Origin of the sequence: Micromonospora sp. 15K316 (assembly GCF_004348525.1) — a bacterium.
Taxonomy (GTDB): Bacteria; Actinomycetota; Actinomycetes; order Mycobacteriales; family Micromonosporaceae; genus Micromonospora.
Map to the genome: position 1 here is coordinate 28,693 of NZ_SMKG01000004.1, position 13,733 is coordinate 42,425.

Genomic DNA, 13,733 nt, shown 5'->3' on the forward strand with positions numbered 1-13,733 from the left:
GGCAGTGGTGAAGGTAGGGCGGCACACGAACCCGAGGGGGGACAGCCATGTCCGAAACAAGTCGTAGCGAGGCCGTCACAGAGCGCCCGGACGAGGTGACCGACCCGCTTCTGTGGAAGCTCGCGCTCGAGGTGGCCGACGCGCACGAGCCCGACGGGGAGGGCGGCTGCCGCAACCTGCTGTGCGCCGGTGAGCCGTGGCCGTGCACGGCGTGGAACAACGCCCAGCGGGCGCTGCGCGCGGCGCAGGGCGGCCCGGCCACTGACCCCGTGGTCACTGTTGAGTACGACTCCCCCGCCGACTGGCCCGCCGTTCCGATGGTGCCGGCGGCCCGCCGCACGGCGGCGTGACGCGCAACCGCAGAACCCGGTAGCGCACGACCCGCGAGCGCACCGCGCGCCGGTGCGGCCACCCGCGCGGCTGACCGGTCGCCCGATCCGGGGACGGGCCTGCGTGAACGCCGCTGGTGGGCGCGGCCACGAGTGGACCGGTGCGGCAGGATCTGGGCGCCGCCGGCCACCGTGGCCCGCCCGGGCGCGACCACGGACCATGGACCCGGAGTCGGGGCGTCCGCGAAGGCCGCGAATATGGGATGCGGACGCCGGGCGAGGCCCCTACCGTGCGGCGGTGACCATCGACATCGCCAGCCTCGCCGAGCGTCCCGACCTCGCTCCTCTGCTCGACGAGGACTTCGCCGGGGCGTGGCCGCCGTTCATGCTCTGGGATCCGATGGGCTCGGTGTACTACAGCGTCGCCCACGACCTGTATCCCGAGTTCGTGTTCGCCGCCGTCGATCCGGCGGAGCCGGGACGGGCGATCGCCCGGGCGTACGCCGTGCCGCTGCGGTGGACGGAGCCGGAGCTGCCGGACGGTGGCTGGGACCGGATGATCCAGCGGGCCACCATCGACCGGCTCACCGGCGCCGAGACCACCATCGTCTCCGCGCTGGAGATCTGCGTTCGGCCCGAGCGGCGCGGCGGCGGGCTCTCCGCGCTGATGCTGGACGCCATGCGGCGGGCCGCCGCGAAGCAGGGGTACGACACGTTGGTCGCGCCGGTGCGGCCGAACGGCAAGCACACCCAGCCCGACCTGTCGATGACCGAGTACGCGGCGCGGGTCCGCGCGGACGGCCTGCCGGTCGACCCGTGGCTGCGGGTGCACGTGCGCGCCGGTGGACGCATCGAACGGGTGGCGACGCGGTCGATGACGATCGCCGGCACGCTCGCCGACTGGCGGCGCTGGACCGGCCTGCCCTTCGACGTGAGCGGGCCGGTGCGGGTGCCGGGTGCGCTGGTGCCGGTGCACTGCGACGTGGCGCACGACCACGCGGTCTACGTGGAGCCCAACGTCTGGGTCCGGCACCGCCTCTAGCTCGGCGGAAATGTGGCACAGACGTGGCGGCACGGCCTCGTCGGGCCGCACCGCCGGTGTTTGCTCCGTGCTGTCACCGCAGTGCGGACGCCTCCGGCAGGCCGTCGCCGGACCATCGCGCCGCGACCACCGCGGTCCGGCTTGTCGGGTTGCCTTCTGCTGACCGAGCCGGCCCCGCCCGCTGTGCCAGTCGAGCGCTGCCGCGGGAGCGTGGAGTGCGGGAACGGGGAGATCCCTAGGCCCGGTTGAAACGGGCTGCCCAGTTCCGCAGCAGTTCGCGCAGCTCGGGCGGGTCGAGGACGCGGAAGTCGGCGTCGAGCGTGCCCAGTGCCATGGCCGGCCAGTCCAGGGAGTCGGCGGTCATGAGTACCCGGCAGTGCTCGGCGTCGAGCTCCTCGACCCTGCTCCACCGGCCGATCCGCGATCTCACGGCCGCGGCCGGGGCGTCGACCAGGGCCTCCACCCGGTACGGGTGGGGCATGCCGCCCAGACTGGCGCGGACGAACTCGGCGGCGTCGGCGGCGGGCAGCTCGCGGGGTCGGAACCGGGAGCCGGTGCCGTGTGGCGCGGTGAGGCGGTCGACCCGGAAGCTGCGCCATTGATGCCGGGTGAGGTCGTAGGCGACCAGATACCAGCGTCGGCCCAGGGAGACCAGTCGATGTGGTTCGACGTGCCGGTCGGTGTGCTGGCCGTCGGCGGCGGTGTAGGAGAATCGCAGGTGCTCGCTGTCCCGGCAGGCCAACGCGACAGCGGTGAGCATTCCCGGGTCTACCGCCGGCCTGGTCGGGCCGTCCCAGCCGGCGGGCAGGGTCATGGCGCGCAACGCCTCGACCTGGCGCCGTAGCCGGGTCGGCATCACCTGCACCACCTTGGCCAGAACGCGCACCGAGGACTCGGCGAGGCCCTCCACCGCGCTCTGCGCGGCGGCCTGCAGCCCCACGGCCAGGGCGACCGCCTCCTCGTCGTCGACCACCAGCGGCGGCAGTGCCGCACCGGCGGTGAGCTGGTAGCCGCCGTCCACCCCGCGCTGCGACTCGACTGGATAGCCCAGCTCGCGCAGCCGGTCGATGTCCCTGCGCAGGGTACGGACGGAGATTCCCAGGCGCTCGGCCAGTTGGGTGCCCGGCCAGTACCGGTGGTTCTGCAGCAGGGACAGCAGCCGCAGCATCCGGGTGCTGGTGTTCGCCATGTCGGTGATTCTTCCGCGATAGAGGTCAGGAAGTGTCCGCAGTGCGCCCTAGCGTGGGTCCTGATCCGGAACAGGACAACGGAAGGTGAGACCATGAGCGAGACCACGACCGCCGCCGAGCGGGCCACCGGTGACCGGGCAGACGAGCCGGCCGTCACGGGTGAGCGAGCCGATCTGCTGGCGATGCTGGCCAAAACTCGGCACTTCCTGCGCTTCACCACTCGCGACCTCACTGACGAGCAGGCCGGGCGGCGGACCACCGTCAGCGAGCTCTGCCTGGGTGGCCTGATCAAGCACGTCACTGCGACCGAGCGGGGCTGGACGGACTTCATCGTGGCCGGCCCGTCGGCGATGGACGACTTCACCGCCATGACCGAGGCCGACTGGGCCCGACGGGCCGACGAGTTCCGGCTGCTACCCGGCGAGACGCTGGCCGGTGTGCTGGCCGACTACGCCGAGGTGGCCCGCCGGACCGACGAGCTGCTCACCACCCTGCCCGACCTGGACGCCACCCACCCGCTACCGAACGCCCCGTGGTTCGAGCCGGGCGCGCGGTGGTCGGCCCGCCGGGTGCTGATGCACGTCATCGCCGAGACCGCTCAACACGCCGGCCACGCCGACATCATCCGCGAGTCCCTGGACGGGGCAAAGAGCATGGGCTGACCCACGGCACGGTGTGGGGGCGTAGTGAGCCGCGCCCCCACACCACCGATGAAGGACACGGACGAGTGACTGGCCTTGGTGTTCACGGTGACCGCTCAGGCGGCTGCGGCGGCGTTCCGACGCCGGTACGGTGAACGCCGTCCGTCCGGCGCAGCGCGCCGCCACCGTGGGGAGGAACAAATGATCTTCATTACCGCGAAGTTCCGCGTGCTGCCGGAGTACGCCGACCGGTGGCCCGAGATCGTCAAGGAGTTCACCGACGCGACCCGAGCCGAGCCGGGTTGCCTCTGGTTCGAGTGGTCCCGCAGCCTCGCCGACCCGACGGAGTACGTCCTGGTCGAGGCGTTCCGCGACGGGGACGCCGGCGGGGCGCACGTGCAGTCGGAGCACTTCCGCACCGCGCAGCGCACCCTGCCGCCGCACCTGGCCGAGACGCCGAGGATCGTCAACGCGACGGTCCCGCAGGACGACTGGTCCTCGCTCGGCGAGATGGCGGTGCCGGAGCGTCCCTGACCGTCCGCGAACGCGGCAACGGCCTCCGCGGGCGGCGATTACGCCGAAAGCCGACTCCGCCGCAACCCGGGATGGACAATGGCCTCGGGGACTGAGGTGCGTGCGACGGGGGTCCAGGCGTGCTCGGAAGCGGCCTCCTGGCCTGGGTGCGTCGCCGGGACCCGGGGTACGTCGTCCTCCGACGTGCCGCCCGGCTGACCCTCGTCGCCTCCGCCGTCTTCTACGGCGGACGGTACGGCCTCGGCAACCCGACGCTGGCCACGTACGGGCTCTTCGGCGCGGTCGCCATGGGCGCGTTCACCCAGCTCCCGGGCGCACCCCGCGAGCGCGCCCGGATCCTGCTCGTCGCGCTCCCGGTCGGCTGGGTGCTGATCTCTCTGGGCACCGTGCTGGCCGGGAACGTCTGGGCCGCGGCCGGCGGGATGCTGGTCGTCGGATTCGTGGTGGCGTTCGCCGGCACCGGGGGCCCCCGCCTGGTCGGCCTGGTCGGCGCCTTGCAACTGTTCTACATCCTCGCCTCCTTCCCGCCGTATCAGCCGGACACCCTGCCGCAACGGCTTCTCGGCGTGACTATCGCCGTGCTGTTGCTCGCCGTCACCGAGGTGCTGCTCTTCCCGGACCCACCCCCGGTCTCGTACCCTCAGCGGCTCGTCTCCGCGGCGGACCGTCTCGCGGTGCTGCTCGACGTCGCCGCGGAGATGCTCGCCGGCACCGAAGGCGACCAGCGCGAGCGGCTGTCACGCCAGGAAGAGGCCGCCGCGGCGGTGGCCCGGCTCAGGCTGGCGGAGTTCCCCGCGGCGGAGCGGCCGACCAGTGCCGTCGTGCGGGACCGCGCGCTGCGCGCGTGCGAGGCGGCGCTGCAGGGCGTGCTCGTCAAGGTGACGCGGATCCTGGCGGAGGCCCCGCCGCAGCCGCCCCCCGGCCTGGCGGCGGCGCGGCTGTTCCGGGCATGTGCCGAGACGACCCGCGCCAGCGGCCGGACCCTGCGGCACGGCGGACCGCCGGTCTCCCTGGACGACCTGGATGCGGCCATCGACGCCTCCGAGCGGGCGTTCGCCGCCCCGACCGGTCCGGTCGGCCCGGCGGACCTGTCGCGGCTGTGCCTGGATGCGGGGGCGCTGAGCCTCGCCAACCAGGTGAGCGTTCTCGCCGTCTCGGCCCGGGCCGCCGTCGGGTTACCGACCACCGACACGAATCCCGCGGTCGCCGGCTACCGGAGCGTGGTCGGCGACGTGCGGCAGCCTCGGTGGCGGCTGTACTGGCGACAGTTCCGGGCGCACCTGACGGTCCGCTCCGCCCTGTTCCAGTCGGCGGTACGGCTCGCCGTGGCGCTGTCCGCCGCCCGGGTGGTCGCCGGTTTCCTGCCCCTCCAGCACGGCTTCTGGGTGCTGCTGGCGACGCTGACCGTGCTGCGCACCTCGGCCATGGACACGCGCACGGCACTGAAGCCGGCGGTGTTGGGCACCATCGGCGGGGCGGCCGCCAGTGGCGTACTGATGCTCTTCGTCAACCGCTCGATCGTCTACGTCGTCGCGCTGCCGGTCACCATGGTGCTGGCCTTCACCCTCGGCCGGTTGCTCGGGCCGTCCTGGGCGCAGGCGCTCTTCACGCTGCTGCTCACCTTCGTCTTCGCCCAGCTCGCGCCCGCAGGCCCGCAACTCGCCGAGACCCGCCTGGTGAACGTCCTGATCGGCGCGGCGGTCGGCATCCTGGCCGGCGTGCTCCTGTGGCCACGAGGCGCCCGGCACGACCTACGGAAGAACACCGCCGGCTACCTACGCGCGGTCGGGGGGCTGATCGAAGAGGCCGTGGCGGCGACGCTCGGCGGCCCGCGACCGGACGAGGCGCTGCACCGGGCGCGCCGGGCGGTCGCGTTGGCGGACGCCTCCTACGCCCAATACCACGGTGAACGCCACGATCCGCCGGCGGGCCAGGTGGACTGGCAGGCGGTCCTCTCCGCGGGGCACCACGCGCTGCACGCCGTGCCGGCGATGCTCTTCCGTTACCAGTCCGGGCGCCTGGCCGACTGGCCGGAGGCGGCCGCGCAGCTACGCGAGACCGCCGGCCGGATCCGCTCGGCGTACGACGAGGTCGCCGACCAGATCACTCGCGGCGAGGCGCCGCACCCGGTGGTCAGCGCGACCCGTTGTATCGACGAGCTGAACCGGTTCCGCCCGTTGCTCGACGAACGCAGTGCGGCCCCACAGGTCCGGCACCTCGTCGAGGTGAACTTCCTGCTCGCCAACCTCGCCGACCACATCGCGCACACCGGCCCGTCCACCGCCCCTCGCCGTGACGGGCCGCCCCGCAATCGGCCGTGATGACCGGCGCGGACAGGTCGGCCGCGGCGTCGAGGACGTCCCGGTGGCCGGTGACGAACAGGTCGAGCAGGAGGCCACGGGTCGCGGCCAGGAGCGCGGGTGCGAGGCGGCTCGGCTCCTACTCGAAGCGGGCGGTGTCCCCGGCCCCCCGCCGCAGGATCTCCGGCTCGTCCTCGGAGAGATCGATCACGGTGGTCGGCTCCTTGCCGCACTCGCCGGCGTCGAGCACCGCGTCGACGAGATGATCGAGCCGCTCCTTGATCTCCCAGCCCTGGGTCATCGGCTCCTCCTCGCCCGGCAGGATCAGGGTGCTCGAGACCAGCGGCTCCCCGAGTTCGGCGAGCAGCGCCTGGACGACGGTGTGGTCCGGTACGCGAACCCCGACGGTGCGCTTGCGGGGATGCAGCATCCGGCGCGGCACCTCCCGGGTGGCCGGCAGGATGAACGTGTAACTGCCCGGGGTCGACGCCTTCACCAGCCGGAAGACCGAGTTGCTGACCTTCACGAACTGGCCGAGCTGCGCGAAGTCCCGGCACACCAGCGTGAAGTGGTGCCGCTCGTCGAGCTGCCGGATCTGACGGATCCGGTCGAGACCGTCCTCGTCGCCGAGGCGGCAACCGAGGGCGTAACACGAGTCCGTCGGGTAGGCGATCAGGCCGCCGCCGCGGACCAGGTCGACGACCTGGCCGATGGCCCGGGGCTGCGGGTTGTCCGGATGCACGTCGTAGTACCTCGCCATGCGTCGAGACTAGTGGCCAGGAAAGCCCGCAGCCCACGCGCCGTCGTCAGGCCACGGTGACCTCGCGGGAGGCGTACCGGTTCCGGGCCGAGCCGAGCCCGCAGGCGATCGTGGGCACGCCGAGGGCGACCAGCACCGCCAGCGGAACCGCCCAGCTGCCGGTGGCGTCGTGCAGCGCACCGAGGGCGAAGGGACCGACGGCCGCGAGGATGTATCCGGAGCACTGCGCCATGCTCGACAGTTGTGCGGCGTGCCGGGCGTCCGGGGCGCGCAGCACGATGAACATCACCGACAGGCTCAGACCGGCGCCCTGCCCCACGCCCATCAGCGCCATCCACAGGTAGGTGTTCGCTCCCGGCGCCGCCAGGAGGCCGGCGAAAGCGATCATGGTCAGCAGGGCGCTCAGCAGCACCAGCACGCCGGGGTGGAGCCGACGGTTGGCCAGCATCGGCGTGAACAACGCTCCGACGATGGCGGCCAGGCTGGAGAAGGAGAGCATCCACCCGGCCGCACCGGACGACATCCCCGTGCCGGTGAGGACGGTCGGCAGCCACGCCGCCGCGGAATAGAAGACCAACGACTGCGCGGCGAAGTAGAACGCCACGAACCACGCCACGGGGTGCGTCCAAAGCCCCCGTACCAGCTGGTCACTGACGTCGCCACCGCGCGACCGGGACATCCCCGCGCTCTTGCCGGCCGTCCGGCGCCGCAGCTGCGGCAGCCACACGAACACGGCGAGTACGGCGAGCAGACCCCACATCGCCAGGGCCGCCCGCCAGCCGAAGTGCAGGGCGTTCTGGATCGGCAGGGTCACGCCGGCCGCGAGCGCCGCGCCGAGGAACAACGACATGCTGTAGATGCCCGACATGAGGGCGACCCGGGACCGGAACTCCTGCTTGATCACGCCGGGGAGCAGCACGTTCGCCACGGCGATCGCCGCACCGACGACCAGGGTCCCGATCAGCAGCATGCTCGTGGGGTGAAGCAGCCGCAGGACGGTTCCGGCGGCCAGCAGCACCATCATGACCAGAAGTACGGGGTTCACCCCGAACCGGCGTCCGATGCGGGGCGCGAACGGGGCGAGGAGGCCGAAACAGAGCAGGGGAAGCGTGGTGAGCAGGCCGGCCATCGCGGTCGACATGCCGGTATCGGCACGCATGGCGTCGAGCAGCGGCGAGACCGCCACCACCCCGGGACGGAGGTTCATCGCCAGCAGCACCAGGCCGATCGCGAGAAGCGCGGCCGATCCCTTCCGTGCGGCCCGGTGTTCACCGGGAGCGGAACCGGCGTCGGCCGCCGGCTCACCCCGGGTGAGCGGCGTACCGCGCTCGGCGGTCGCTGGTGGGTTGATGGTCATTGTTTCTCCTCGAGGTATGGCCGCCGGCCGGCAGACCGGACATCTGATCGACATTCGTGGATTTGTTTGGTCGGACCGACCCCGGCGCGCGGCGCTTTCCAGGGAAGATCCGACCGGCCCGGCGTCACGATTCCGGGCACGGCGACGCGCGGCGCGTCCACGACGGCAGGACGCGCCGGAAGGGAGCGGGTGCGGACACGCGCGTCCGCGGAGTTGTCGAGCGAAGGCCGACGGAGAGCAGCCGGACGCGCCCCGGCTACCTCCGGGGCCGCCTCAGCGCAACTGGCGGCTCAGCCGGCGCTCGGCGTGGCGGCCCTGAGCAACGCCAGCGCCCCCCGGACAGCTCGGTCGTACGGCACGACCGACTGCTCCGCCCGGGCCAGGGCGTAGCCACCCTGCACCACGGCCGCCAGCGCGGAGGCCGTCTCGTCGGCGTCGAGCTCCGGGCTGAACTCACCGGCCGCCTTGCCCTCATCGATCACCTCGACGAGGAACCGGTGCAGGAGCGCGAAGGTCTCCCGGACGGGCTCGCGGAGCTGGTCGTTGACCACCACCTCCGGGTCGGCGACGAGCCGGCCCACCCGGCACCCGCGGAGCGCGTCGCGCTCGCGCAGCAGGTACGCCGAGATCCGCTCGAACGCCGTCCCGTCGCCGGTGAGGACGGATCTCAGCTCGTCCTGCATCAACGCGGCGCTGCGTCGCTCGGCGGCCAGAACGAGGTCTCCCTTGCCCTGGAAGTGGTGGTACATGCTGCCCTGCCCGACTCCGGAGCGGCGCAGGATGGCCGCCGGACTGACTCCCACGTACCCGCGCTCCCAGAGCAGCTCGGAGGTTCCCTCGATCAGACGCTCACGCGCGTCGTCCTGTTGCTTCGCCACTCCACGACCATACCTACTAGTACGTATGTCGACCACGTGACCTACCTCGCGGCCGCGCCGACCCCCGCCCCTACCCCGCGTACCGGCGGATCGACGGAGTGTCGTTGACGTCCGGGCCGAAGAACTTGAAGATCACCAGTTCGCCGTCCCCGGTGTTCTCCACCGTGTGCGCGGCGGTCGCCGCGGCGTGGCTCACCAACAGCTCGTCCCGGTCGGCGTCGCCGCCACGCACGTCGTGCCCGCAGTACCGGCCGGAACCCGACCAGACCAGGATCGAGTACACCCCGTTCTCGGCCGCGGTGTGCCGCCCCCCGGGCGGCACCACGAGCTTCTTCCCGCTGAACTTCGGGGTGTTGTAGAAGATCCACCACTCGGCGCCGCCGCCGTCGGTGTCGATCGGCTGCGGGCTCAGATGGTTGTTCTCGTAGAAGAACGGATCACCGTTGAGCTCCCACTCCACGAAGTCGAGCGGGAAACGCTCGCCGTGCGCCGCCCGGTCGGCCGGGCGTACGTCGTGGAAGAGCAACTCCTTGTCGATGATCCGACCGGCGTTGAGCGCCTGGAACATCGCGAAGACGTCCGAATCCTCCTGCAACTCCACGGTCAGCGCCGTACCCGGCCCGTGCAGCACCCCCGACGGCACCTGGAAACCCTCGTCCGGCACCTGCACCTCGGCCCGTGAGTGCCGCAGGATCAGGTCGCTGTCCCAGTCGACCAGGTACGGCAGGAGCACGTCGTACGCGCGCTCCCGGACGATCCACGGGTGCACGCCGAAGAACGTCTCCGGGTGCGGGCCGGCCTCGACGCCCGCCGGGAAGTAGTACGCCTCGTCCTTCGACCGTCGGCCCAGCAGCTCCGCGAAGCGCTGCGGCGGGTGGATGTGGTACGGGATCCGCGCCCCGTAGTCGAGCAGCTTCGCCAGCCGCCCCAGACCCTGCGGATGGCTCGCCGCGTACGCCGCGCCCATGACCGCTGCGGGATCCGCGGCCACGGCGTCCCGCAACGTCATCCGGGGCCGGCCCGACGAGTCGACGACCCGGCTGAGCCCCTCGTCGTCCGGCCCGATCCGGTTGTCCGCCTTCGTGGTCGAGCCCAGCCACCGCTCGCAGAGGTAGCCCCGCTCGCCCAGGTCGTAGGCCTCCTCCGGCAGGCCGAACCGCCGTCCGGGCGGCACCAGATCCCGCGCGACGAAGGCCGGTGCCAGACGCAGCACTCCCCCGCCGTCGTTCAGCAGCTCCTCGACCAGCTCGCGGGGCGAGTCGGCGGTCATCCCTTGAGCCCACTCATCGAGATGCCCTGGATGAACCGGCGCTGGAACACCAGGAACGCGACGATCATGGGAAGGGTGGCGACGACCGAACCGGCCATCAGCAGGTTCCAGGACGTCCGATTCTTGACCACGAACAATGCTAGGCCGAGCGGCGCGGTGAATTTGTCGGAACTGGAGATCACGATGAGCGGCCAGAGAAAGTCCTCCCACGCGTAGGTGAAGGTGAAGATCGCGGTGGCCGCGAGCGCGGGCGTGCACAGCGGTAGGACGACCCGCCAGAAGACCCGGAACTCGCCGGCGCCGTCGATCCGCGCGGCGTCGAGCAGCTCGTCGGGAATCGACATCATGTACTGCCGGAGCAGGAAGATGCCGAAGGCGCTCACCGCCCCCGGCAGGATGAGCCCCCAGTACGAGTCGAGCCAGCCGTGGCCGCCGTTGCCGAGCGCGTCGTTGCCCCCGAAGAACGGGATGTGCTTGAGCACCAGGTAGTTCGGGATGAGCGTCACCTGCGGCGGCACCATCATGGTGGCCAGGAAGAGCAGGAAGATGATGTCCCGGCCGGGAAAGCGGCGCTTGGCGAACGTGTAGGCGGCCAGCGCGTTGAAGAACAGCTGGAGCACCGTCACCGAGGTGGCCACGAAGGCGCTGTTGAGGAACCAGCGCCAGGCGCCCTCACTGCCCTGGGCGTGCTCTCCGGCCTCACCGATGCCGAAGAAACCCCGGTATCCGTCGAGGGTGGGGTTCTTCGGGATCCACTGGGGTGGCCAGGAGAAGATGTCGCCCATGTGCTGGAACGAGGCGCTCACCAGCCAGGCGAACGGGGCGACGAACAGGATGGCGCCCGGTACCAGGATCGCGTAGCAGGTGGCGAGCCAGAGCCGCCGGGGCCACACCGGGCGGCGCGATCCGGGCGACGCCGGCGGTGGAGGCGCGGGAGGCCGGGTACGGGTCGCGGTGGACTGGCTCACAGGTCCGCCTTTCGGTACAGCCTCAGCTGGAACGCCGTGAAGACCAGCAGGAGGACGAACAGGCCGTAGGCGAGGGTGCTCGCGTACCCCATGTCGTAGAACTTGAAGGCCGCCTCGTAGATGTAATAGACCATCGTCGTGGTCCGGTTGACCGGCCCGCCGCCGGTCATGACGTAGATCTGGGTGAACACCTGGAACGAGCCGATGATGCCCATCACCGCGAGGAAGAGCGTCGACGGCGCGAGCATCGGCAGGGTGACGTACCGGAACCGGGCCCACGGCCCCGCCCCGTCGAGGCGCGCCGACTCGTAGAGCTGCTCAGGGACCGCCTGTAGAGCCGCGAGGTACACCACCATCGAGAACCCGACGCTGGCCCACACACTCATGAGCACGACGGCCGGCATCGCGAGGTTCTTGTTCGACAACCAGACCAGCGGCTCGCTGATCAGGTGCGTCTTGAGCAGGTAGAAGTTGAACAGCCCGAAGTCGCCGTTGTAGAGCCACTTCCACACGATGGCCGACACCACGAACGGCGTGACCGTCGGGAGGAAGTAGAGGGTGCGCAGCAGCCCCCGACCCCGGATCGGCTGGTTCAGCAGGAGGGCGACGCCGAGTCCGATGGCCATGCCCAACGGAACCGATGCCCCGGTGAAGTAGGCGGTGTTGATGATCGACCGGCGGAAGTCCTCGTCCTGCACCATGTCCCGGTAGTTCTCCAGGCCGACGAAGGGCTTCTCCGGTTCCAGGATGTTCCACTCCCGGAAGGTCAGGTAGAACGCGAAGAGCAGCGCGAACACCGTGAAGACCGAGAAGACGATCAGGCCGGGCGCGAGGAAGGCGTACGCGGAACGTTCACGCCACATCAGCCGTGCCGTGCCGCGTACGCCGCGGCGCCGGGGCCGACCACCCCTGCGGGAGGCGGGCTGCCGGGTCCCGTCTCCCCCACCCGGCGCCGGGGGCTGCGTCGTCGCCACCGCGGTCATCTCCTCATCACCGAAGCACCTGCCGCCCGCCACGGCCCGACCGACGGCTCACCGGAGGATCTTCTCCGCCTCGGACGCCGCGTTGTCGAGCGCCTGCGCGGCGGTCTGCTCCCCGTAGATCGCCTTGGCCAACTGCTCGTTCAGTCCTTCCTCGATCTTGGGCCAGTCGGGGTGGACGATCACATTGCTGACACCGCACTTCATGGCCTCCGCGAAGCCCTTCAGGACCGGCTTCGTCGCCACGAGGTCGGGCGAGTCGAGCAGGCTGGTGATCGGGGGCAGGGTCGTGCCGTCCTTGGACTTGTAGGTCCAGAAGGCGACGTTGTCCGGCTTGGACAGGAACTCGATGAACTTCCACGCGGCATCGGAGTTCCTGCTCTGGCTGAAGATGACCAGGGCGTCGCCGGCGATCGTCGTGCCGCAGCCCGCCGAACCCTGCGGCAGCGGAGCGGTGGCCCACTTGCCGTTGATGGCCGGGAACTCGTCGGTGAGGGTGCCGGCGAACCATGAGCCCGCGACGTACATGCCGACCTGACCGTTGGCGAACGCCTGGCGGCCGTCGTACGAGTTGGAGGTGAGGTAGTCCTTGGGGGCGTACTTCGCGAGGTTCACGTAGAACTCGGCGGCCCGCTTCGCCTCGGCACTGTTGAACAGCACCTCCTTGCCGTCGTCGGAGAGCACCTTGCCGCCGGCCTGCCAGAGCCAGGGGTACCAGTAGTAGGCGGCCTCCGGCGAGCTGGTGAACATGGCGTGTCCGTAGGTCCGCTCAGCGGGGTCGGTCAACGCCTTCGCGGCGGCCTCGTACTCCTCCCAGGTCGTGGGGGGCTTGGTCAGGCCGGCGGCGGAGAACATGTCGGTCCGGTAGAACAGCGCTGTCGATTCGCCGTCGAACGGCAGCCCGTACATGCCGTTCTCGAAGGTGGTGAAGGTCTTGAACGCGGGCACGTAGGCGTCTGCCTTCACCACCTCGCTGCGGCGGATGTAGTTGTCGAGGTTCACGAGGGCCTTGCGGGAGGCGAACGCGGCGACCGTGCTGGCGTCGAGGTAGGCGACGTCCGGCGGGTTGCCGCCCGCGACCTGCGCGGTGAGCTTCTCGTTCGCCTCCTCGGCCGGTACGTTCTGTGCCTGGATCTTGATGTTGGGGTGCTCGGTCTCGAACTTCTGGATCAGCTCCTTCATCTCCGGGATCGCGGCCACCCAGGAGGCGAACGAGATGGTCACCTGTGCCGTGGGCTCGGGAACCGGCCCCTCGCCGGCGCCTCGGTCCGTCGAGGAGGACCCCCCGCTGGAGCAGGCCACGAGGGCCAACAGGGCGGCGCTCGCCGCCGCCGTCATCGCCAGGGACCTACGGGATGCGCGATGTTTCATCGGATCAGCCCCCAATGTCGTTGCCGGCAGGTGATGCGCGGATCACACTGTGGATGCCCGGTGCAAAACGTTTGGCATGCTGCGGCTAGCGTCTTCCGACCGCCTTGGCCTTG

13 protein-coding genes are annotated in these 13,733 nt (G+C 71.0%); 5 read left to right on the forward strand and 8 right to left on the reverse strand.

Annotation, left to right across the window (positions count from 1 at the left end; all coding sequences use genetic code 11):
- The first annotated feature begins 47 nt into the window (after positions 1-47).
- The gene (locus tag E1211_RS02100) at positions 48-350 is read left to right on the forward strand and encodes a hypothetical protein (protein WP_165947134.1); all 303 of its coding nucleotides are present in this window, start codon (positions 48-50) and stop codon (positions 348-350) included.
- Between the two features lie 277 nt (positions 351-627).
- Positions 628-1,371, forward strand: a complete 744-nt coding sequence (locus E1211_RS02105; RefSeq protein ID WP_165947137.1) for an N-acetyltransferase — start codon at positions 628-630, stop codon at positions 1,369-1,371.
- A gap of 235 nt (positions 1,372-1,606) precedes the next feature.
- On the opposite strand, the gene E1211_RS02110 is transcribed toward E1211_RS02105, so the two are convergent.
- The gene (locus tag E1211_RS02110) at positions 1,607-2,560 is read right to left on the reverse strand and encodes a YafY family protein (RefSeq protein ID WP_132344787.1); all 954 of its coding nucleotides are present in this window, start codon (positions 2,558-2,560) and stop codon (positions 1,607-1,609) included.
- Between the two features lie 93 nt (positions 2,561-2,653).
- Here E1211_RS02110 and E1211_RS02115 point away from each other — a divergent pair, with 93 nt between their 5' ends.
- From E1211_RS02115 to E1211_RS02125, 3 genes are all read left to right on the forward strand, one after another.
- The gene (locus tag E1211_RS02115; RefSeq protein WP_132344789.1) at positions 2,654-3,223 is read left to right on the forward strand and encodes a DinB family protein; all 570 of its coding nucleotides are present in this window, start codon (positions 2,654-2,656) and stop codon (positions 3,221-3,223) included.
- A 180-nt stretch (positions 3,224-3,403) separates the two neighbouring features.
- A complete protein-coding gene (locus tag E1211_RS02120) occupies positions 3,404-3,736 on the forward strand; it encodes a putative quinol monooxygenase (RefSeq protein WP_132344791.1) in 333 nt (110 codons plus the stop codon).
- 119 nt (positions 3,737-3,855) lie between these two features.
- Positions 3,856-6,057 (forward strand): FUSC family protein, encoded by a 2,202-nt coding sequence (locus tag E1211_RS02125; RefSeq protein ID WP_132344793.1) that lies wholly within the window; start codon positions 3,856-3,858, stop codon positions 6,055-6,057.
- Between the two features lie 118 nt (positions 6,058-6,175).
- Here the strand turns inward: E1211_RS02125 and E1211_RS02130 are convergent, their stop codons facing one another.
- From E1211_RS02130 to E1211_RS02160, 7 genes are all read right to left on the reverse strand, one after another.
- Positions 6,176-6,796 carry an L-threonylcarbamoyladenylate synthase gene (locus E1211_RS02130; RefSeq protein ID WP_132344795.1) on the reverse strand — a complete coding sequence of 207 codons (621 nt, stop codon included), beginning with the start codon at positions 6,794-6,796 and terminating at the stop codon, positions 6,176-6,178.
- A 46-nt stretch (positions 6,797-6,842) separates the two neighbouring features.
- The gene (locus E1211_RS02135; protein ID WP_132344797.1) at positions 6,843-8,153 is read right to left on the reverse strand and encodes an MFS transporter; all 1,311 of its coding nucleotides are present in this window, start codon (positions 8,151-8,153) and stop codon (positions 6,843-6,845) included.
- A gap of 290 nt (positions 8,154-8,443) precedes the next feature.
- A complete protein-coding gene (locus E1211_RS02140) occupies positions 8,444-9,031 on the reverse strand; it encodes a TetR/AcrR family transcriptional regulator (protein WP_132344799.1) in 588 nt (195 codons plus the stop codon).
- A 70-nt stretch (positions 9,032-9,101) separates the two neighbouring features.
- Positions 9,102-10,301 (reverse strand): hypothetical protein, encoded by a 1,200-nt coding sequence (locus E1211_RS02145; protein WP_132344801.1) that lies wholly within the window; start codon positions 10,299-10,301, stop codon positions 9,102-9,104.
- On the reverse strand, positions 10,298-11,269 hold the full coding sequence (locus E1211_RS02150; protein ID WP_243709297.1) for a carbohydrate ABC transporter permease: 972 nt from the start codon (positions 11,267-11,269) through the stop codon (positions 10,298-10,300). Before E1211_RS02150 ends, E1211_RS02145 begins: the two co-directional genes overlap by 4 nt.
- A complete protein-coding gene (locus E1211_RS02155) occupies positions 11,266-12,132 on the reverse strand; it encodes a carbohydrate ABC transporter permease (RefSeq protein ID WP_165947138.1) in 867 nt (288 codons plus the stop codon). Before E1211_RS02155 ends, E1211_RS02150 begins: the two co-directional genes overlap by 4 nt.
- Positions 12,133-12,300: 168 nt before the next feature.
- Positions 12,301-13,587, reverse strand: coding sequence for a sugar ABC transporter substrate-binding protein (locus E1211_RS02160; protein WP_165947139.1), 1,287 nt, complete (start codon positions 13,585-13,587; stop codon positions 12,301-12,303).
- Between the last annotated feature and the right edge of the window lie 146 nt (positions 13,588-13,733).

What these genes read in the sequence shown, in the direction of transcription:
- E1211_RS02130 (WP_132344795.1), bottom strand. Translation starts at nt 6,796, where the DNA reads ATGGCGAGGTACTACGACGTGCATCCGGACAACCCGCAGCCCCGGGCC.
- E1211_RS02145 (WP_132344801.1), bottom strand. Translation starts at nt 10,301, where the DNA reads ATGACCGCCGACTCGCCCCGCGAGCTGGTCGAGGAGCTGCTGAACGAC.
- E1211_RS02115 (WP_132344789.1), top strand. Translation starts at nt 2,654, where the DNA reads ATGAGCGAGACCACGACCGCCGCCGAGCGGGCCACCGGTGACCGGGCA.
- E1211_RS02100 (WP_165947134.1), top strand. Translation starts at nt 48, where the DNA reads ATGTCCGAAACAAGTCGTAGCGAGGCCGTCACAGAGCGCCCGGACGAG.
- E1211_RS02120 (WP_132344791.1), top strand. Translation starts at nt 3,404, where the DNA reads ATGATCTTCATTACCGCGAAGTTCCGCGTGCTGCCGGAGTACGCCGAC.
- E1211_RS02155 (WP_165947138.1), bottom strand. Translation starts at nt 12,132, where the DNA reads ATGTGGCGTGAACGTTCCGCGTACGCCTTCCTCGCGCCCGGCCTGATC.
- E1211_RS02135 (WP_132344797.1), bottom strand. Translation starts at nt 8,153, where the DNA reads ATGACCATCAACCCACCAGCGACCGCCGAGCGCGGTACGCCGCTCACC.
- E1211_RS02110 (WP_132344787.1), bottom strand. Translation starts at nt 2,560, where the DNA reads ATGGCGAACACCAGCACCCGGATGCTGCGGCTGCTGTCCCTGCTGCAG.
- E1211_RS02160 (WP_165947139.1), bottom strand. Translation starts at nt 13,587, where the DNA reads ATGACGGCGGCGGCGAGCGCCGCCCTGTTGGCCCTCGTGGCCTGCTCC.